This window comes from Mesorhizobium monacense, assembly GCF_056781675.1.
The window spans coordinates 3,745,269-3,764,083 of record NZ_CM165567.1 but is presented as its reverse complement, the minus strand read 5'-3'; the positions used below and the strand labels follow the sequence as shown (position 1 = coordinate 3,764,083).

The window sequence follows — 18,815 nt, the reverse complement described above, 5'->3', positions numbered from 1 at the left end:
GCGATGGCAATTGCGAGCGGAAAATCAGCGGCGCTTGCCGCTGATTCAAAGCTTCGAAAAAGGTCATGTGCAAATCAAAAAATCATTACCCAAGGCGATATGCGAGCCGTGCCGGCACATCGCCTGTCATGGCTCTAGCGCTGCTGCAGCGCCAGACGGATGCCGAGGGCGCAATAGATGCCGCCAACAACCTTGCCCTGCCATTTCTGCACAGCAGGATTTCGGCGCAGGAAAGTGCCGAGCCCACTCGCGCCTACCGCGAAAATCACCGTGCTGAAAAGGCCGAGCAAAACAAAGATGACACCCAATGTCGCCAACTGGAGCATCACCGATCCGTTTTCGGGCCGCACGAACTGGGGAAGGAATGCAAGGAAGAAAAGGGCAGTCTTTGGGTTGAGCATCTCGGTCAGCACGGCCTGCCGAAATGCCTTGCCAGCAGAGATCGCAAGCGCGCCGGCTGCCGGATCGGCCGGCGCGCTCTCGATGATGGCGCGAATGCCGAGATAGACGAGATAGGCCGCGCCGATATACTTTATGATGCTGAACAGCATTGCCGAAGTGGCAATGATCGCCGAGATGCCAACCATCGCCATGAAGGTGTGGAACACGTCGCCGGCCGCGATCCCGGCGCCGGTCGCGATACCCACCTTGGTTCCCGAACTCGTCGCTCGCGCCACCGTCAGCAGGGTGGCCGGGCCCGGAACGAAGACAAAGCCAAGCACAACCGCGACATAGGCAATCAATGTGGCGAGGTCGATCATCGCTGCGCGTCTCCGTTACTTTCGCCGCCAATGAAAGCCACGTTGCGGAACGGAAGGCAATGACTGCTCATCGCATCGCGTTCACCCGGCAAGATCGGCCTTGCCGGTCACCTTGAGCGCGAAGGCATAGATATAGGCGATCTCCTCCAGCCTGGAAAACCGCCCGGAGGCGCCGGCATGGCCTGAGTCCATGTTGATCTTGAACAGCACCGGATTGTCGCCGCCCTTGCGCTCGCGTAGCCGCGCCACCCATTTGGCCGGCTCCCAATAGGTGACGCGCGGGTCGGTTAGCCCCGCCAGCGCCAGGATCGGCGGATAGTTGAGCGCCGCCACATTGTCATAGGGCGAATAGGCAGAGATGGTCCGGTAGTCCTCCACCGATGCAATCGGATTGCCCCATTCCGGCCATTCCGGCGGCGTCAGCGGCAGCGTCGCGTCGAGCATGGTGGTGAGCACGTCGACGAACGGGACCTCGGCGACGATGCCGCCAAAACACTCCGGCGCCATGTTGGCGATCACCCCCATCAGCATGCCGCCGGCCGAGCCGCCTTGCGCGATGATCCGGTCATGCGCCGTGTAGCGCTCGGCCACGAGATGGCGCGCCGCGGCGATGAAATCCGTGAAAGTGTTCATCTTGTGCTGCCGCTTGCCGTCATCGTACCAGCCATAGCCCTTGTCCTTGCCGCCGCGGACATGCGCGATCGCATAGACGAGGCCGCGATCGACCAGCGACAGGCAATTGGTGTTGAAGGCGGCCGGCACGGTGATGCCGTAGGAGCCGTAGCCGTAGAGCAGGCAAGGTGCTGTGCCGTCGAGCGGCGTGTCGCGGTGATGGATCAGCGAGATCGGCACCAGTTCGCCGTCGGCGGCAGGCGCCATCAGCCGGCGCGTGATATACTGGTCCGGGTCGTGGCCGGAAGGCACCTCCTGGGTCTTCAGCAGCACCCGCTCGCGTGTGCGCATGTTGTAGTCGAAGACCTGCGCCGGCGTCGTCATCGACGAGTAGGTAAAGCGCATGAACTCGGTGTCGTATTCATAGGAACCGGACAGACCAAGCGAAAAGGCCTCCTCGTCGAACGAGATGAGATGTTCCTCACCGCTGGCGCGATCGCGCACGACGATGCGCGGTAGGCCCTCCTTGCGCTCGAGACGCACCATATGGTCCTTGAAGCCGATCACCGACAGGATCAGCCGGCCGGCTTCGTGCGGCACCAGTTCCTGCCAGTTGGCGCGTACCGGATCGTTAGCCGGCGCCGCCATGACCTTGAAGTCCTTGGCGCCGTCGGCATTGGTCAGGATGAAGAAGACGTCGCCGCCTTCCTCGAGATCGTATTGCAGGCCGGTCTCGCGCGGCGCGACCAGCTTCGGCTCGGCAAGCGGATCGCCGGCACGCATCAGCCGGTATTCGGATGTCTCGTGATCGTTGATGCCGATCAGGATCCACTCGTTGGAGCGCGTGCCGCCGACATCCATGAAGAAGCCGGGATCGGTTTCCTCATAGACCAGCCGGTCGTTTTCGGTTCCGTCGCCAAGCGCATGGAACAACACCTTCGACGGGCGATGGTTGGAATCGAGCCTTGTGTAGAAGAACCCGCTGTCGCCCGCATCCCAGACGCCGCCGCCGCCCGTATCGGCGATCTGGTCCGTCAGTTCCTTGCCGCTGGCGAGATCGCGCACGCGAAGCGTGAAGAATTCAGAGCCCTTGTCGTCGAACGCCCATAGCAGCTTCCCGTGGTCGGCCGAATGGTCAACGCCGCCGAGCCTGAAATAGGCCTTGCCCTCGGCTTCCGCGTCGCCGTCGAGCAGGATCTGCTCGTCGCCGCCATCGCGCGGCGTGCGGAAATAGCGCGGCTGCTCTCCGCCAAGCTTGAAGGACGAGCCGTAGGCGTAAGCGCCATCCTTCATCGGCACGGTGGAGTCGTCTTCCTTGATGCGTCCCTTCATCTCGGCGAAGAGCCGCTTCCGCAGCGGGGCCATATCGGCCGTCAGCGTTGCCTGGTAGGCGTTTTCGGCTTCGAGGTGAGCGCGGATGTCGCCGTCTAGCAGGGAAGGATCCCTGAACATCGCCTGCCAGTTATCGGCGCGCAGCCAGGCGTAGTCGTCGGTGCGGGTGAAGCCGTGATGCGTGTCGAAAACAGGCCGTTTCTCGGGCGGCGGCGGGCTGGCGATCGGAAAGGCTGGTGTTCTGGTCATTGCGTCTCGCTGGGAAGTTGTTTGAATGGCAAATGAACACGCCGATTAGCACCGGTTCAAGGGCAGGACGGCAGGATGAGGGCGGCTCTCTGGAAATGGGCCGGAGGAGAGATGATGAAGTCTTATGTTCGCACCGCTGCGGCTCTGGCCGTTGCTTCGACTGTTCTGGCCTTCACCTGCCAGTCTCATGCAACCGTGTTCGCGGCTTGGCAAGTGGCCAACGTGCCGTTCGGCGACACGCTCAACGCGCGCAAATATCCATCAGGTGAATCACAGAAGCAGGCCGCCTATCCCAGCGGGACAGTCTTGCAGATGACCGGCAAATGCACCGGCGGCATAAATCTGCTTGATATTGCCGGTCGGCCGCACTGGATGCAGGAACAGAAGATCCGCTATCGCTGGTGCGAAATCTGGCATGATCCGGCGCAGAACGGCCATTTCGTCACCGGGTGGGTCTATGGGAAATACATCACGCCCCTTTGAGTGGCCGGGTTGCCTGTCGCTCAGGTTACGCGCACCAGTAACGCGCTGCAACCCGTGATTTCATTAGGATTGGGAAACCTTTCGGCCTGTTTCGGACCAGCAATGCCGAAGCATTACGCTCCCTTTAGCTGTTGCTGTTGATGTAACGGGGACTTGACGTGGCGTCAGCCGGCGCTGGTCTGGCCAGAAAAATCTCGCTAAGTTACACAGCGCACGAAAGATTGAAGCTGAACGGCGAATATTTGATTATTATCGTTGAATATAACGCAAGATGCGAATTGACTTACTTGGTTCATGGGCTCATTAAGATTCCCCGACGCGAATCGCAGGGTTTCTCACCTGCATGAAAATTCGCGCGATGCCCGGCCAAAAAAGGGCGCAGTTAGAAACAACTCTCGTTGGGGCCTGAATATGATGGATATCGTCGAAACACCTTCCAAAAACAGCGATGCGCTGATTGAGCTGACCGCCGATGTGGTGGCCGCCTATGTCAGCAACAACCCCGTGCCGGTCGGCGAACTGCCGAACCTTATCGCCGATGTCCATGCCGCTCTCGGGCGCGTGGGCGGGACTGCCGAGGCGCCGGTCGCCGACAAGCAGAAGCCTGCGGTGAACCCGAAGCGCTCCGTCCACGACGACTACATCGTCTGTCTCGAGGACGGCAAGAAATTCAAGTCGCTGAAGCGCCACCTGATGACCCACTACAATCTGACGCCCGACGAATACCGCGAGAAGTGGGGCCTGGACGCAAGCTATCCGATGGTTGCTCCCAACTATGCCGCGGCTCGCTCGCAGCTTGCCAAGAAGATGGGTCTCGGCCGCAAGCGCAAGGGTCGCTAAATACTGGCTCTTTCCTGATTTCGTTTCGACGACAGACGGCGCCTTCGGGCGCCGTTTTTGCTTTAAGGCCGGCGCTGATGTGCAGCTCAATCGCCTGGCTCTGCGACGGCTAGCCTTGCAAAAATCCGATTTGTCGAGTCAGGCGGTCAGCTTCAGCGCCGCATCGGCGTCGCGCTTGATGCGCTTGACCATCGAGCGGAGGCCGTTGGCGCGCTGCGGCGACAGGTGCTCGTCGAGGCCGAGGCCCTTCAGCGTCGCTTCCGCGTCGGTCTCCCGGATTTCGCTCGCCGGCCGTTCCGAAAACAGCGCCAGCATGATGGCGACCAGGCCGCGCACGATATGGGCGTCGGAATCGCCCTTGAAAGAGATGACCGGATCGGCGCCCGGTCCCTGTTCGGTGGTCAGCCAGACCTGGCTGACGCAGCCCGGCACCTTGTTGGCGGGGGTACGCTCGGCATCCGGAAATGGCGGGAGCGCTTCGCCCAGCTCGATCACATAGCGATAACGGTCTTCCCACTCGTCGAGCAGGGAAAAGTCGTCGCGGATCGTCTGGATCGTCGTCGTCATCCTGCCGGATATAGTCATCCGGCGCTGTCGCGTCACGGAAAAAGAAGAAAAACACCGCAGGCGTCGAGAGGTCGGACGCGCCTGCGGTGCCGCCAAGATCTGCGGCAGGAAAAGGTCTCAGTTGGTCGTCGGCAGTTTTACCGGTATCTCGACTGTCGCCGGCAGGACGATAGTCTCGGCTACGCTGCCGGTTGCAACCGTGGTGTCGAGCCCGGCAGCCTGCTTGCCGCCCGTCTGCTTGTCGCTCGTCGGCTGGTCGTCCAGCATGGCGGCCGCGATCTTGGCGGTCTCCTTGGCCCGGGCGGTGATCGTATGCATGGCGGACTTGCCGGTCTCGCAGACATCGGGTTTGCGCTCGCAAATACCGGCGATGTCACCGACCGCTTCGCGCGCCGCAAACAGGGCCTGGATCGGTCCGACGCTCTCGTGGCCGGCCTCGTCGGTGCCGACATTCAGCGGCAGCGCCAGCAGCACCAGCGAAAACCAGAAAGCCGCCCTTATAAGAAAGCCCATCTCAATGCCCTCTCGTCCGTGACCGGATCATGCATCCGTCGGCATGACCTCTTTTATGGGCAGGATGGTGGCACAGCCGCGCAAAGGACGGCTTGCGGCGAAACCGAGGATTTTCCTCAAATTTTAGGCAAATTCGAAACGATTGATTTTGCAACCGATTTGACTTGAAAGCTGTCGATTTTGTTCATCAGGCAGTAACCATCCATCCGTTTGATTTTTATGGGTATTATCGAATTCGGAGCGACGATGGCAGACTGGGCTGAAGGTACGGCGGCGCCCGATCCGTATAACGCTCCATTTACCATGACGGCAGATCGCCGGGTTTTGCGGCGCCGGCGTCCCGATATTTGCCGCGGGCCTGGCGTCGGCCGGGTCCTGCCTTATCCATTCCTTAAACGCTCAATGCGAGTTTCAGATCAATAAAAGCGACCTGCAAAAAGCAGGGCAGTTCACGACCGGGTGCGAGTGCGTTGAGTTCGATAACGGCCAGATACGTTGAATTGCCTGGCGCGGTAGCGGCCGGCTGCGAACGTATGGTTCATCCGACCATCACCGTGCCGGATGAGCGCTTGCGCCAGCGCCGGTTCATCGGTGTCATGCTGGCAGCCCCTTTCCTTGCCGCAGGCGCCGCGGTGACGCTGGTCACCTCCAGCCTAGGCGCGGCCGTCACGGTGGCTGCGATCTTCGCTGCCTTCGGCATGTGCTGGTTCGCCGCCTTGCTGGTCGCCGCGACGGGCCGGATGGCCTTGGCCGGCCAGGCGGCGCTCGCGATGGGCGGCCTTGCGCTTGCCGGCGCGATCTTTGCGGCAGGCGGCCTGGCCTCGCCGATTGCCCTGTTCGCCGTAGCATTGCCGTTCGAGGCCTGGTGGATCGGCGGATCGCGGCGCGCTGGCTGGTGGGGTGCGCTATGCGCGCTCGCAGCGACCCTGCTGCAGCCTTTTGCCGGCTCCATCCTGCCGCTCGGCCCGTCGGAAATCGCGGCCTGGCACTGGCTGCTGCCGCTGGCCTGGACCCTGACGCTGGTTCCACGGCTGACGGCGCTCCGCAACCAGGCAAACGCCGGGCATGCGACCCCTGCTGGCGACCATCTCGAGCATATGATCGATGCGGTCGTCCTGCGCGTTGCCAGGCATGGCGAGGTGCTGGATGCCTCGGCCAAGGCGCGCGCCGTTCTGAAGCTGCCGCCGGAGCTTCTGTTCGGCGCCGGCCTGTTCGAGCGCGTCCATCTTTCCGACCGCGTCGCCTACCTCACGGCGCTGGCCGACATGCGTGACGGGGCCGCGGCGCGCCGGGTCGACCTGCGCGTACGGCTGCCGCGCGACGGTGCTTCGTCCGACAATTTCAGGCCGTTCCGCCTCGACCTGATGCGGGCCGAGCATCAGCAGGATGCGTTCACGCTGCTGCTGCGCGAAAACGACGACGTCGCCGGGCTGCGCGAAGAGCTTGCCGCGGCAAAAGAGGCGACCGCGGCCGCCGAAGTGGCCAAGGGCCGCTTCCTGGCGGTGGTCAGCCACGAGCTTCGCACGCCTTTGAATGCCATCATCGGCTTTTCCGACATGCTGCTGCATGAGATGTTCGGCACCTTCAAGGATCCGCGCCAGAAGGAATATGTCGGCCTGGTCAGGGACTCCGGCCAGCATCTGCTCGGCGTTGTCACCTCGATCCTCGATGTCTCCAGGATCGAGGCCGGCGCCTACGCGACGGAGCCGGAACCGTTCCGTTTCGTCGAGGCGGTCGACATGTGCCGGTCGATGATGCAGTTGCAGGCCGAGGCCAAGAGCATCCGCCTTGCGACGCAGATCGCCCCTGACTCTGGCGAGATCAATGCCGATCGCCGCGCCGTGCAGCAGATCCTGATCAACCTCGTCTCCAACGCCATCAAGTTCACGCCTGATGGCGGCAATGTCGTGGTCGGCGCCAAGCGGGTCGGCTCGAGGCTACATTTCTGGGTCAGCGACACCGGCATCGGCATTGCCGAGGAGGATTTTGAAAATCTCGGCAAGCCGTTCATGCAGATCCAGAACGACTATACGCGCCGCTTCGAGGGAACCGGTCTCGGCCTGTCGCTGGTCAAGGGCCTGGTGGCGCTGCATGACGGCACGATGTCGATCGAGAGCATGCTGGGCGAGGGCACCACGGTGACGATCAGCCTACCGGTGAACGGGCCGAAGGGACGTTCGAAGGGCCAGGACGGCGGCGTGCTGGCGATGCCCGCGGTGATGACGAAGGGGGACAGGAATGGCTCGCTCCGCAAAACAGGCTAAGGCAGTCAAGCGCCGCGGCAGCACCTTCGAGGACGGCGCGATGGCCGTCGGCGGGATGATCTCGCGCAACCCTGTCCTGGTCGGCGGCTCGACCGCTTTCCTGGTGACATTGTTCTACGTCTCGGCCAATGCGCTGTGGTACCAGCCGTTTCCGCATGCCGGTGCGTTCTTTGCCACCAGGAGCATCGAGGACTTTCCGCGCACAGGCTCAGACGAGCCGGAAACCACCATCAACATCGTGCGCCCGGCGCCGGTCAAGAGCGACCCGACCGTCGAAGAGGTCCAGGGCATATTGAAGGACCTCGATTTCTACTCCGGCACCGTCGACGGCATTTCCGGTCCCAACACGCGCAAGGCCATCCAGGCCTATCAGCAAAAAGTCGGTCTGCCGGCCTCGGGCGAAATCGACGCCGTGCTCCTCGACCAGCTCGGCGCCAGGCAGACGACAGCGGCCATTCCGCACCCGGTGCCGAGGCCTTTGGACAGCGCCGCCGCCCCGGCCGTCGCCGATCCCACGCCCGCACCGATCCCGGCCTCTGCGCCGGCCGATGCAGAGGCGCAGGCGCCCGATGCCCGTATCGTCAAGATCCAGGCCGGGCTGAAGGCATTCGGCAATGACGATATGCAACTCGACGGCGTCGTCGGCGCCCGCACCAAGGCGGCGATCAAGGAGTTCCAGTCGCTGTTCGGCCTGCCCGAAACCGGCGAGCCCGACGAGCTCGTCTACGTCAAGATGCGCGAGATCGGCCTGACCAACTGACCCTCGGGCAGTGGCTGTCTGGGCCGTTTCTGTTTCCGGCTCGTTGCTGTAAAGAGCGGCGCATGTCCACCGGAAACCTCCTATGCGTGTAACCACCGATCTGTGGGTGTCGGCCATGTTGCGCCGGGTGTTTGCGGCTGGCGGCTTTGCCGCCGTGGTCAAGCGTGGTGCGACCGAGGCCGGCGCTGTCTTCGTGCTTGCGCGGAGCAGGCTGGGCGAGGTCACCCTGTTCGGGCCGGCGCCGCAAACGAGCTACGATTCGGCCAGGCCCGACGACCGTTTCTTCACCCTGCTCGGTTCGGGCGACGATGCCGCCGTGCTCGACGCCAGGTTGGAGCGCGAGAAAAAATTCGACCCTGATATCTGGGTGGTCGAGATCGAGGCCGGCGCCGTTCCGGTCGAGGACCTTTTGTCCGTCAAGACGCCTTGAGGGCCGCGGCCGGATCGTCGCCGTTCGACGCCTGACGGCTTTCGGCCTTCGCCGCATCCGGTCCATTGCCGCGGATCGCTCGCGACAATGTCTCTGCCTTCCAGCTGCGCACCCTGTCCAGCGCCGCCTCGCGATGCAGCAGCCGGTAACGGTCGAGGAACAGCCGAATCGCCTGCGGATGCGGAAAATCCCTCGGATAGACGGCGACCGCGATCAGGAAGGCCCGGTCCTCGCTGAGGTCGAGTGCCCTGAGCGCAGTAAGCAGCGCGGCATAGCTCGATTGTTCGATCAATGACCGTGTCGTCTGGAAATCGATGTCGAGCGCATCGGCGAGTGCGGTCTGGAAAAAGGCGGCATTGCCGGTCAGCGCCGTCTCGCGCAGCTTGACGTAGCTCGCCTGGCCGAGGAACGGGTTGACGCTGGCATCCTTGCCGGCCGTATCGGGGCGCATCATCGCGCGCAGCCGGCGCCTGGCGTTCTCGGCGGCATTGCCGAGGGGCTCTCGCGTTTCCGTGCCCGCGGCAGCGACGGCCGCTTCGTTCGACGGTATCGCCTCGGCATTGCCCGGCGCTGCCTCGGCTTTCGCCGGCATTGCCTTCACGATCGTCTGCGGCGGCCGCATCCTGACCAGCGTTGGCTTTTCGAGCGCCTTGATCAGATCCGATATGGTCGAGTTCAGGTCCTTGCGCCGCGCAATGGCGCGCGCATGCGGCAGGCCGTGCCGTCCGATCAGCGCGATGAGGTCGATGTCGCTCAGCGCGCGCGAGCGGATGAGCAGGGGAGCGGCGATGTCGACCGGCTCTTCGGCCAGTCGCCGCACCAGGGCGTTGGGCGCATATTCGCATTCGGAAAGTGCCGCGGCGACATAGCGGCGCGATTCGACCGACACCTCGTCGAATAGCGGCAGTGTCAGATCCTCGAGCTGGGCGATCTCGCGGCGCGACGGCCGGGTCAGCGAACAGAACGCCGACACCACGGCGCGGAACAGCCTTTCGGCCTTTCCCGATTCAGCCCGAATAGCGATTTGCCTGAAATCCGAAGATGACACGGAGGATACGCCCGACACTCGACACGACCTGGACCACGCTCGACCGGGACTGTGTCGGTTTCGCGATTACCAAGAACAAAGATCAAGTTAGCGATGATCCGTTAGCGTTCCGTTAACCCTCTGCCCGCCTTAATCATATTTGGAGGCGTTGCGTTGTGCTCCGGGGCAACCGAGAGGAATGCGCGAACCATGGGCATGGTACTGTCTTTCGTGCCGCGAACGGCACCAACCAATCGAGCAAGTCAAAACACCGGCACGCCGGCGGCGGTGATCATTTTCCCCGGTGTCCGTTACGAACCTTCGCCGCTAACCGGCGATGCGAGGCCAAGCGGTCCGGACAAGCCGGGTGCGCCGAGGGCTCCTGTTCCGCATCATTAGGCCGCCGCGGCCGAAATCAGTAGTCCTGCAGCTCGCAGGAACTCTGCTCCAGAAACCGTGAGACGACAGGCTTCCAGCTGTCGTCGGGCACGAAGGAGCGGATGACGAATATGCCTTCCTCGATCGGCGCTTCGACGAAGATCGCGCCCTGCAGCTCCTCGGGCAGTTCCCTGCGCACATCGATCATCTGAGCCGGCGTCAGCACCACGGTGTCGAGCACGCCGCCCGTCGCGCTGTGGTCGTTGAAGGAATAGAGGTTGTGGCCGCTGCGGTCATAGACCGAGACCGACCAAAACGGCACGGTTCCCGGCGCCTTGACCCGCACCATTCCCTCGGCAAGATCGAAGCGGCAGGCCGCGGCGTAAAACAGCGGGTCGACGGATTTCACCACCGGCGCGCCGCCGGCCTCGGCATCGAGCCTGGTCATCTTGTAGAGGTCCGAGGCCATCGCCAGTCGCGACCATGCGTCGCGTTCGGAAAACTCCGGCACCAGCATCAAGACGACGATATGCACGATGCCGGCGCCGAGCAGGCCGAGCAGGACGCTGTGCAGCAACTTACGCATTGCAGCCGGCCTTCACGATCCTGGGCAGCGTCACATCGGAAAGGCCGGTGCTGCTGGCGATCGGCGTGTCGTAGAAGGTGAGCACGAAATACATCCGTCCGAAGCCCTCGGTCAGAAGCCAGTTGCCGGGGGTCGGGCGGTTGCCAACGGTGATGATCACCGAATTGTCGGGCTGGCGCAGCACCTGGTAGGACTGCAGCGCCGCAAGCCTCGGCTTGTCGGTGTCGACCACGCCGAGCGATTGGTCGGCAGCATAGAGGGTCCAGAAGCGGGCGGTAGGAAAGCCGCCTTCGATCGTGTAGGCGCATTCGCGCCTGAGCTGGTCGCCGCCGGCATCGCGTTCGGCGATGAAGGAGAGCCCTTCGGCCCGGCCGAGCGCCAGCACGCCCTCGCGTGCCACGCGTGCCTTCGAATAGGGGTCGGCTGCTTGCGTGCCGATCTCGGGGAAGGCCGTCCACTGGCCGATCCTGATCGCGCCGACGCCGTCCTGTGCCTTCAGCGCATACCAGACGCTTCCGCCGCCGCCGCCGATGGCGATGGCAAGCGCGACGAGCGTCAGAAAGGCGTTCTTGAGCATCAGGAGCCGGGAACAGAGAGGATTGCCGCTCGGGGATATCGCGGGGCAGGGGCTCGTGGCAAGGCCGGCGTCCGGCTGAATTGGCCGCTCAGAGCGCCGACAGCGTCTCCGGCGCCTTGGGCGCCTCGAGCACGGGTGCTGCCTGGAACATCTTGGTCATCTCCCGCAGCGTCTGCGTGGTGCGGCTGGACAGCACCGGCGGGCGCTCGGTGGCGGCTTCAGCCTCCGCCTGCTCGGCGTTCTTCTTTGCCGCCTCCTCGGCCTTGGCCGCGACTTCGGGATCGATGAAGGGATGGTCGAGGCCGGGGATCGGCTTCAGGTCGATGTTCTGGTGCGCATAGACCATCAGCCGCTGCCACACCATCGCCGGCAGCGTGCCGCCGGTCATGTTCTTGGTCGGGGTGAAGTCGTCATTGCCGAGCCAGACGGCGGCTGTGTAGTTGCCGGTGAAGCCGACAAACCAGGCATCGCGGTAGGATTGCGTCGTGCCGGTCTTGCCGGCGACCACGATGTTGGGAAGCAGGGCGCGCCGTGCCGTGCCGATCACCGGCACTGCCGCCAGCATGGTGTTCATGTATTTCAGCGCCTGCTCCGACAGCACGCGGTGCGGCGGCGGCGCGTCCTTGGCGAAATCGTAGACCACCTCGCCGCCGGTGCGGGTGAGGAGCTGTGTGATTCCGTGCCGCGAACCGACGAAGCCGTTCTGCGCGAACACGCTGTAGCCTGTCGCCTGGTCCATGACGGTCATGCCCGACGTGCCGAGCACCATGGTCTTGTGCCCTTCGAGCGGCGACTCCACGCCCATCGCCTCGGCCATCGCCTTGATCGGGCCGATGCCGAGATAGTCCTTGGCCAGTCGCACCGGCACGGTGTTGATCGATTTGGCGATCGCCGTGATCAGCGTCACGTTGCCGGCCGAGCCGCCATTGTAATTGTGCGGCGACCAGCCGCCCCAACTGATCGCGCCGCCGGAAACAACCGAGTCCGGCGTGAAGCCGTGCTCCATCGCGGTGGCGTAGACATAGGGCTTGAAGGACGAGCCGGTCTGGCGCAGTGCCTTGGTGGCGCGGTTGAACTGGCTGGCGCCATAGTCGCGGCCGCCGACGATCGCCCTGACCGCACCATTGGTCTCGATGACCACCACCGCCCCTTCGGTGACGTTGTATTCCTTGCCGAACTGGCGCAGGTGGAATTCGACGGACTCTTCGGCCGCCTTCTGGATGTTGGCGTCGAAAGTGGTGTGGGCGACAAGCGAGTGCTGGCCGGACTTGGCAGCGATCTTCTTGACCTCGTCGAAGGCCCAGTCGAGGAAATAGTCCGGGCTCTTCTGTTCGCCGCGATCGACGACGTCGGCTGGATGCAGCCTTGCCTGCAGCACCTGGCCTTCGGTCATGAAGCCGGAATCGACGAGGTTCGACAGCACCACATTGGCCCGCGCTCGGGCGGCCGGCAGGTTGATGTGCGGCGCGTATTTGGTCGGCGCCTTGAACAGGCCGGCCAGCATCGCCGCCTCGGCAAGGTTGAGGTCCTTGACGCTCTTGCCGAAATAGAAATCCGCCGCCGCCTCGATGCCGAAGGTGCCGCCGCCCATATAGGCGCGGTCGAGATAGAGCTGCAGGATCTCCTTCTTCGACAAATTGGCCTCCAGCCAGAGCGACAGGAAGGCTTCCTTGATCTTGCGCTGCAAGGTGCGCTCATTGCTGAGAAACAGGTTCTTGGCCAACTGCTGGGTGATGCTGGAACCGCCCTGGACGACGGAATTGGCCCGCACGTTCTCGAAAATCGCGCGCGACAGGCCGAGCACGTCGATGCCGTAATGATCGAAGAAACGCCGGTCCTCGGTCGCCAGCACCGCCTTGATGACATGGTCGGGCATCTCGTCGACCGGCACCGAGTCGCGCTGGATGATGCCGCGCTGGCCGATCTCGTTGCCGTAGCGGTCGAGGAAAGTGACGGCAAAGTCGCCCTGCGTGCGCCAGTCGCCGGTGGTGATCTGGAAGGCCGGCAAGGCCAGCGCCAAGAGCACCACGATGCCGCCAGCGCCCAGCGTAAACCCTTCGCTCAGCACCTCGACGATGCCGCGCCGCCAGCCTTTAACACGGAAACGCCGGGAAAAGATGGTCGCCGCTTCCCAGAACTGGCGCGCCTTGAAGCCGATCTCGTAGAGCGAGGAATCGAGCCACGCATCCACCGCCAGCAGCGCCGCTGCGATCGGACCTCTTCTCTTGCGTGGCTTCAAAGGACTGGTCATTCCAGAATTCCGCCCCACGCCGTGACCTGAGAGCCGCATGCGGGCAATTTCAGGACGGCGCCCCGGAGAAGACTATTCATCCATTTTAGCACTGCTCACAAGGGCAGCGAAGCCACACCGCGCGGTTTGTTGACCGGGGTAGAGAAGGCTTCGAGGCTGATACGTCTCGCCGATGTCAGCGCGCCGCGATGAAGCGCATGAAATGCGCTACGTCGGCCTCGCTCGGCTCCTGGCCGGTGAAGCTGCGCAGATAGGCGGCGAGATGGCTGACCCGGGCCTCGACCGGTTCCTTCAGATCGAGCACGTAGTAACCGATCTGCATGTAGTAGAGCACGCGGGCGCGGATGAAGGCATCTTCCTCGTCATAGCCGTGCCGGCGGTACATGTCGCGGATGGCGACGAGGCGCTCGTCGTCGGCCTGGTCGATCATGCGCCGCACGTCATCGGAGCGGCGCGCCCATTCGCGGATGGCAAAGTCAAGCCGGGGATCGAACAGGCGCTCGTCGGCCCAGCATTCGAAGACGTTCATGACGCCCATGATGATGCTTTCGGCCGGCCGCTGGGCGCGTTCGACGATCGCCTTGGTGTTGGTGTCGTGCCAGTGCGCGAGCAACTGGTCGAGCAGGTCCTGGCGGCTCTGGAAATACCAGTAGAAGCTCGAGCGCGAGACGCCGAGCTTCTGGCCGAGGGGCAGCACGCGAACGCTTTCGATGCCGTCCGAAATCAGCGTCTGCAGCGCCAGATTGATCCAGTCCCAGCGCGTCACCTTGATGTTGCCGGGCGCCGGCTCGTCCTGGGGTGCAATCATGATCATGACCGCACAAGTGCCATGGCGCGCAGCGGCGTGCAAGCGGTCTGTACACAAGTGTCTAGACACATATGTACAGTGCCTGTATGGTGCGAGCATCCAACGAGAGGGAGAGGCTCGTGAAGTCGCATTACCGGGCAGTCGTCATCGGAGGTGGGGTGGTCGGCGCCTCGGTGCTCTACCATCTGGCGCGCTTCGGCTGGAGCGATGTGGCGCTGATCGAACGCGCCGAGCTGACCGCCGGTTCAACCTGGCATGCGGCTGCCGGCTTCCACGCGCTGAACGCCGACCCAAACGTCGCGGCGCTGCAGGACTACACGATAAAACTCTATCGCGAGATCGAGGCCGAGTCCGGCCAGAATGCCGGTCTGCACATGACCGGGGGCGTCAACATGGCCAGCGACCCCGCTCGCTGGGAGTGGCTGAAATCGGCCTGGGCGGTGTTCCAGTCGGTCGGTATCGAAACCGCGCGGCTGGTGAGCCCGGAAGAAATCAAGGAGATCTGCCCGATCGTCGATGTCAGCGATGTGCTGGGCGGCCTCTACGATTCCAACGAAGGCCACCTCGACCCCTACGGCACCACCCATGCCTATGCCGGGGCGGCGAAGAAGCGCGGCGCCGAAATCATCCTGCGCAACCGCGTGCTCGACCTCAAGCAGCGCGCCGATGGCGGCTGGGACGTCTTCACCGAACAAGGCACGATCGTCGCCGAGCATGTCGTCAACGCCGGCGGTCTCTGGGCAAAGCAACTCGGCCGCATGGCCGGCGTCGAGCTGCCGGTGACGCCGATGGAGCACCACTATTTCATCACGGAGGACATTCCGGAGGTCGCGGCGCTCGACAAGGAGCTTGGCCTCGCCGTCGATCTCGACGGCTTTGCCTATCTCCGCCAAGAGCGTAAAGGCGTGCTGCTCGGCGTGTACGAGCAGAACCCGAAGCATTGGAACATGGATGGCGCGCCCTGGGACTATGGTATCGAGCTGATCCCGGAAGACATCGACCGCATAAGCCCGGAACTCGCCAAGGCCTATGAGCGCTTCCCGTGCCTGGCGACGGCCGGCATCCGCAAATGGGTCAACGGCGCCTTCACCTTCACACCCGACGGCAACCCGATCGTCGGGCCGGTGCGCGGCTTGCGCAACTACTGGGTCGCCTGTGGCGTCATGGCCGGCTTCAGCCAGGGCGGCGGCGTCGGCAAATCGCTGGCCGAGTGGATGATCCGTGGCGAGCCCGAGGCCGACATCTTCGGCATGGATATCGCCCGCTACGGCGCCTTCGCCGCCAACCGCGAGTATCTGAAACAGACGACGCGGCAGTTCTACGCCCGCCGCTTCGTCATGACCTTCCCCAACGAGCGCCTGCCTGCCGGCCGGCCGCTGAAACGCCCCGGCGCCTATGACGGCATGACGGCGGCCGGATGCGAATGGACGTCGTCCTGGGGTCTCGAGATCCCGGCCTATTTCGCGCCGATGGGTTTTCGCGAAAACACCACGCTGAAGCGCTCCAACGCCTTCGACATCGTCGGCGACGAGGCGCTGCAGGTCCGCCGCGCCGCCGGTCTTGTCGATACCTCCGCCTTCTCGCGCTACGCGGTGTCCGGGCCGGGCGCGGAAGCCTGGCTCGACCGGCTGCTCGCCTGCAGGCTGCCGAAGCCGGGACAGGCGAGACTGGCGCCGATGCTCGGTCATGATGCAAGGCTGAAGGGTGATCTCACCGTCTTCAACTGGGGCGGCGGTGAATACTGGATCATGGGCTCCTACTATCTCAGGGAATTCCACATGCGCTGGTTCGAGGTGCATGGGGCCGACGGTGTCTCCGTCGCTGACATTTCCGACGTGACATCAGGCTTCCTCGTCACCGGACCGAATGCCCGGGCGATTGTCGAACGCACCACGCATCAGGATGTCTCGACGAACGCCCTGCCGTTCATGGCTTGTGGCGCGTTCGACGTCGGCATGGCGCAAACACGGGTTGCCCGCCTGTCGATCGCCGGTGAGGTAGGCTTCGAGATCAATTGTCCGGCCACCATGCATGCCACGTTGCGCGACACCCTGCTTGCCGCCGGCGAGGATCTCGGCCTGGCGGAAGTCGGCTTCTATGCGCTGAATGCGCTCAGGCTGGAAAAGAGCTTTGGCATCTGGTCGCGCGAGTTCACCCAGGCCTACACGCCTGCCCAAACCGGGCTCGGCCGTTTCATAGCCTTCGGCAAGGGCGATTTCATTGGCCGCGATGCCGCGCTGAAGGAGCGCGATGGCGGTGGCGCCAGGCAATGCCTGGTGACGCTGGAGGTCGATGCCGTCGACGCCGACGCCAGCGGCTTCGAGCCAGTCTGGCACAAGTGCCGACGCGTTGGCTTCGTCACCTCGGGGGGCTATGGCTACACGGTCGGCAAGAGCCTGGCGCTGGCGCTTGTCGACCGCGATTTTGCAGCCGAGGGCACGGCGCTGTCGGTGCATATCGTCGGCGTCGAGCGGCCGGCGCGCGTCATTCCGGCCTCGCCCTACGACCCCGAGGGCAAGGCGATGCGGCAATGAGGAGGAACTGCCATGATCGATGATGCTGCACGCGACACCAGGCGCGAGCGCCGGCGCGGCCGCACCGGCGAGGCCGGCAGCGAGTCGAGCCGCCGCCCGGACTATCGCTCGCTCAAGAATCCCTTCCTGCCGCAGCCGGTCTTTTCGGACGACCAGGTGGCGGCGATCCACGATACGGCGCTGCGCGTGCTGGAGGAGCTTGGCATCAAGGTGCTGCTGCCCGAGGCGCGCGAGCGATTTGCCCGCGCCGGCGCGCTTGTCGACGAGGACAGCCAGATGGTGCGCATCGGCCGCGACATCGTGGCGACAGCACTTGCCTCGGCGCCAAAATCCATCCGGGCGCTGGCGGGCGACCGTAGCCGCGACCTGATCCTCGAACTCGGCTCGATGGCCTTTCTCGCCGGGGCCGGCGCGCCCAACGTCACCGATCTCGAACGCGGCCGGCGGCCAGGAACGCTTGCCGCTTTTGAGGAATTGACCAAGCTGATCCAGCACTTCGACGTGCTGCATATGCTTTGCCCGTGCATCGAGCCGCAGGACGTCGACAATCGCTTCCGCCACTATGCCGTCAACCGCGCCCAGCTGACGCTGTCGGACAAAGTCCCGTTCATCTTCGCCCGTGGTACGCCGCAAGTCGAGGACGGGTTCGAGATGGTGCGGCTGGCGCGCGGGCTCTCCGAAGACGCGTTCCTTGCCGGCGCCCATTGCTACACCGTCATCAACACCAACTCGCCGCGCCAGCTCGACATCCCGATGGCGCAAGGCATCATCGACTTTGCGCTCGCTGGGCAGATATCGATCATCACGCCCTTCTGCCTGGCCGGCGCCATGGCGCCGATCACGGTGGCAGGCGCGCTCACCCTGCAGCATGCCGAGGCGCTGGCCGGGCTGACGCTGGCCCAGATCGTGCGGCCGGGCGCGCCGGTCGTCTACGGCTCGTTCTCCTCCAATGTCGACATGAAGTCGGGCGCTCCCGCCTTCGGCACGCCGGAGCATGTCAAGGCGACGCTAGGCGCCGGCCAACTGGCGCGCTTCACCGGCCTTCCCTGGCGCTCCGGCGGCGGCAGCGCCGCCAACATCTCCGACGCGCAGGCCGCCCACGAGACGCAGTTCGCGCTGTGGGGCTCGGTGCTGGCCGGCGCAACGGTCTGCATCCACGCCGCCGGCTGGCTGGAGGGCGGCCTCAGCGTCTCCTTCGAGAAGCTGATCACCGACATCGAGGCGCTGCAGACCGTCGCCGAACTCTGCGCGGCGACCCCCGGCGACAATGACGCCATCGGCTTCGAGGCCATCGCCGAAGTGCAGCCGGGCGGACATTTCTTCTCGGCCGGCCATACAATGGCGCGCTACCGCACCGCCTTCTACGAGCCGCTGGTGGCCGACTGGTCGAATTTCGGCAACTGGACGCAGGCCGGCTCGAAGAGCGCGACCGAGCGCGCCACGGGTATCTGGAAGCGGCTGGTGGCTGATTTCCGACCGCCGGCGTCCGCCGCTGCTACGTCAGGCATCCTCGATGAGTTCACCGCACGCCGCACCGAACAGGGCGGCGCGGCACCCGTCTCGTGACCGGGGCATGCGCCCGTTACATCGGGCGCTTGTCGCCGGCCTTTTGGGGGTCGCGGCGTATCGTGCCGGCATCGGCTTTCCGGTGCTTGTCGGCGGCAAGCCTGCGAATGCGGTCGAAGCGGCTTTCCTCGGCTGTTTCAGTCGCCGGGACGGTATTTGGCTTCGGTACGAACGTAATCATTTGTCGATCTCCTTGCCGCTGGTCCGCGCCGGGGAAGATGCCCCGGCGGCTGTCTTTCAGGCTCTCGTGAAGAGTTCGTTTGTCTCGAAGAGGTCG

17 protein-coding genes are annotated in these 18,815 nt (G+C 64.1%); 7 read left to right on the top strand and 10 right to left on the bottom strand.

All coding sequences use genetic code 11. The features are described from left to right. Positions 1-134 precede the first annotated feature (134 nt). Positions 135-761: a LysE family translocator gene (locus AC1RUK_RS18450; protein WP_481834477.1), complete on the bottom strand. Its 627-nt coding sequence runs from the start codon at positions 759-761 to the stop codon at positions 135-137. Positions 762-842: 81 nt separating this feature from the next. Continuing rightward, positions 843-2,954, bottom strand: coding sequence for a S9 family peptidase (locus tag AC1RUK_RS18445; RefSeq protein WP_481834478.1), 2,112 nt, complete (start codon positions 2,952-2,954; stop codon positions 843-845). Positions 2,955-3,065: 111 nt separating this feature from the next. On the opposite strand from AC1RUK_RS18445, the gene AC1RUK_RS18440 reads away from it, so the two are divergent. Beyond that, a complete protein-coding gene (locus tag AC1RUK_RS18440) occupies positions 3,066-3,437 on the top strand; it encodes an SH3 domain-containing protein (protein WP_481839462.1) in 372 nt (123 codons plus the stop codon). A 414-nt stretch (positions 3,438-3,851) separates the two neighbouring features. Continuing rightward, complete coding sequence (locus AC1RUK_RS18435) at positions 3,852-4,277, top strand: Ros/MucR family transcriptional regulator (protein ID WP_436171910.1); 426 nt, start codon at positions 3,852-3,854, stop codon at positions 4,275-4,277. Between the two features lie 138 nt (positions 4,278-4,415). On the opposite strand, the gene AC1RUK_RS18430 is transcribed toward AC1RUK_RS18435, so the two are convergent. Together AC1RUK_RS18430 and AC1RUK_RS18425 are read right to left on the bottom strand one after the other, a co-directional pair. Further along, a complete protein-coding gene (locus tag AC1RUK_RS18430) occupies positions 4,416-4,844 on the bottom strand; it encodes a SufE family protein (protein ID WP_481839463.1) in 429 nt (142 codons plus the stop codon). A 117-nt stretch (positions 4,845-4,961) separates the two neighbouring features. After that, the gene (locus AC1RUK_RS18425; protein ID WP_481834479.1) at positions 4,962-5,357 is read right to left on the bottom strand and encodes a DUF5330 domain-containing protein; all 396 of its coding nucleotides are present in this window, start codon (positions 5,355-5,357) and stop codon (positions 4,962-4,964) included. Positions 5,358-5,890: 533 nt separating this feature from the next. Between AC1RUK_RS18425 and AC1RUK_RS18420 the strand changes: the two genes are divergently transcribed. From AC1RUK_RS18420 to AC1RUK_RS18410, 3 genes are all read left to right on the top strand, one after another. Next, the gene (locus AC1RUK_RS18420; RefSeq protein WP_481834480.1) at positions 5,891-7,621 is read left to right on the top strand and encodes a sensor histidine kinase; all 1,731 of its coding nucleotides are present in this window, start codon (positions 5,891-5,893) and stop codon (positions 7,619-7,621) included. Then, positions 7,596-8,381 (top strand): peptidoglycan-binding domain-containing protein, encoded by a 786-nt coding sequence (locus AC1RUK_RS18415; protein WP_481834481.1) that lies wholly within the window; start codon positions 7,596-7,598, stop codon positions 8,379-8,381. The genes AC1RUK_RS18420 and AC1RUK_RS18415 overlap by 26 nt, the downstream gene beginning before the upstream one ends. 82 nt (positions 8,382-8,463) lie before the next feature. Continuing rightward, the gene (locus AC1RUK_RS18410; protein ID WP_481834482.1) at positions 8,464-8,811 is read left to right on the top strand and encodes a DUF1491 family protein; all 348 of its coding nucleotides are present in this window, start codon (positions 8,464-8,466) and stop codon (positions 8,809-8,811) included. On the opposite strand, the gene AC1RUK_RS18405 is transcribed toward AC1RUK_RS18410, so the two are convergent. The 5 genes from AC1RUK_RS18405 to AC1RUK_RS18385 form a co-directional block, all read right to left on the bottom strand. Beyond that, positions 8,798-9,859, bottom strand: a complete 1,062-nt coding sequence (locus AC1RUK_RS18405) for a hypothetical protein (protein WP_481834483.1) — start codon at positions 9,857-9,859, stop codon at positions 8,798-8,800. The two genes, AC1RUK_RS18410 and AC1RUK_RS18405, sit on opposite strands and share 14 nt — an antisense overlap. 394 nt (positions 9,860-10,253) lie before the next feature. After that, positions 10,254-10,802 carry a DUF1254 domain-containing protein gene (locus AC1RUK_RS18400; RefSeq protein WP_481834484.1) on the bottom strand — a complete coding sequence of 183 codons (549 nt, stop codon included), beginning with the start codon at positions 10,800-10,802 and terminating at the stop codon, positions 10,254-10,256. Then, a complete protein-coding gene (locus tag AC1RUK_RS18395; protein ID WP_481834485.1) occupies positions 10,795-11,379 on the bottom strand; it encodes a DUF1214 domain-containing protein in 585 nt (194 codons plus the stop codon). Before AC1RUK_RS18395 ends, AC1RUK_RS18400 begins: the two co-directional genes overlap by 8 nt. An 88-nt stretch (positions 11,380-11,467) precedes the next feature. Then, entirely contained in the window at positions 11,468-13,630 is a 2,163-nt protein-coding gene (locus AC1RUK_RS18390; protein ID WP_481834486.1) for a transglycosylase domain-containing protein, read from the bottom strand. Between the two features lie 175 nt (positions 13,631-13,805). Then, entirely contained in the window at positions 13,806-14,444 is a 639-nt protein-coding gene (locus AC1RUK_RS18385) for a TetR/AcrR family transcriptional regulator (RefSeq protein ID WP_436171680.1), read from the bottom strand. Between the two features lie 113 nt (positions 14,445-14,557). Here AC1RUK_RS18385 and AC1RUK_RS18380 point away from each other — a divergent pair, with 113 nt between their 5' ends. Beyond that, positions 14,558-16,972: a GcvT family protein gene (locus tag AC1RUK_RS18380; protein WP_481834487.1), complete on the top strand. Its 2,415-nt coding sequence runs from the start codon at positions 14,558-14,560 to the stop codon at positions 16,970-16,972. 12 nt (positions 16,973-16,984) lie between these two features. After that, positions 16,985-18,538, top strand: a complete 1,554-nt coding sequence (locus AC1RUK_RS18375) for a trimethylamine methyltransferase family protein (protein ID WP_481834488.1) — start codon at positions 16,985-16,987, stop codon at positions 18,536-18,538. Positions 18,539-18,554: 16 nt separating this feature from the next. On the opposite strand, the gene AC1RUK_RS18370 is transcribed toward AC1RUK_RS18375, so the two are convergent. After that, positions 18,555-18,719 (bottom strand): hypothetical protein, encoded by a 165-nt coding sequence (locus tag AC1RUK_RS18370; protein WP_436171683.1) that lies wholly within the window; start codon positions 18,717-18,719, stop codon positions 18,555-18,557. Between the last annotated feature and the right edge of the window lie 96 nt (positions 18,720-18,815).

Bases quoted from the DNA above. Each gene is read 5' to 3' on its own strand.
- AC1RUK_RS18420 (WP_481834480.1), top strand. From the start codon at position 5,891: ATGGTTCATCCGACCATCACCGTGCCGGATGAGCGCTTGCGCCAGCGC.
- AC1RUK_RS18375 (WP_481834488.1), top strand. From the start codon at position 16,985: ATGATCGATGATGCTGCACGCGACACCAGGCGCGAGCGCCGGCGCGGC.
- AC1RUK_RS18370 (WP_436171683.1), bottom strand. From the start codon at position 18,719: ATGATTACGTTCGTACCGAAGCCAAATACCGTCCCGGCGACTGAAACA.
- AC1RUK_RS18450 (WP_481834477.1), bottom strand. From the start codon at position 761: ATGATCGACCTCGCCACATTGATTGCCTATGTCGCGGTTGTGCTTGGC.
- AC1RUK_RS18440 (WP_481839462.1), top strand. From the start codon at position 3,066: ATGATGAAGTCTTATGTTCGCACCGCTGCGGCTCTGGCCGTTGCTTCG.
- AC1RUK_RS18435 (WP_436171910.1), top strand. From the start codon at position 3,852: ATGGATATCGTCGAAACACCTTCCAAAAACAGCGATGCGCTGATTGAG.
- AC1RUK_RS18430 (WP_481839463.1), bottom strand. From the start codon at position 4,844: ATGACGACGACGATCCAGACGATCCGCGACGACTTTTCCCTGCTCGAC.
- AC1RUK_RS18410 (WP_481834482.1), top strand. From the start codon at position 8,464: ATGCGTGTAACCACCGATCTGTGGGTGTCGGCCATGTTGCGCCGGGTG.
- AC1RUK_RS18415 (WP_481834481.1), top strand. From the start codon at position 7,596: ATGGCTCGCTCCGCAAAACAGGCTAAGGCAGTCAAGCGCCGCGGCAGC.
- AC1RUK_RS18385 (WP_436171680.1), bottom strand. From the start codon at position 14,444: ATGATCATGATTGCACCCCAGGACGAGCCGGCGCCCGGCAACATCAAG.
- AC1RUK_RS18425 (WP_481834479.1), bottom strand. From the start codon at position 5,357: ATGGGCTTTCTTATAAGGGCGGCTTTCTGGTTTTCGCTGGTGCTGCTG.
- AC1RUK_RS18445 (WP_481834478.1), bottom strand. From the start codon at position 2,954: ATGACCAGAACACCAGCCTTTCCGATCGCCAGCCCGCCGCCGCCCGAG.
- AC1RUK_RS18400 (WP_481834484.1), bottom strand. From the start codon at position 10,802: ATGCGTAAGTTGCTGCACAGCGTCCTGCTCGGCCTGCTCGGCGCCGGC.
- AC1RUK_RS18390 (WP_481834486.1), bottom strand. From the start codon at position 13,630: ATGACCAGTCCTTTGAAGCCACGCAAGAGAAGAGGTCCGATCGCAGCG.
- AC1RUK_RS18395 (WP_481834485.1), bottom strand. From the start codon at position 11,379: ATGCTCAAGAACGCCTTTCTGACGCTCGTCGCGCTTGCCATCGCCATC.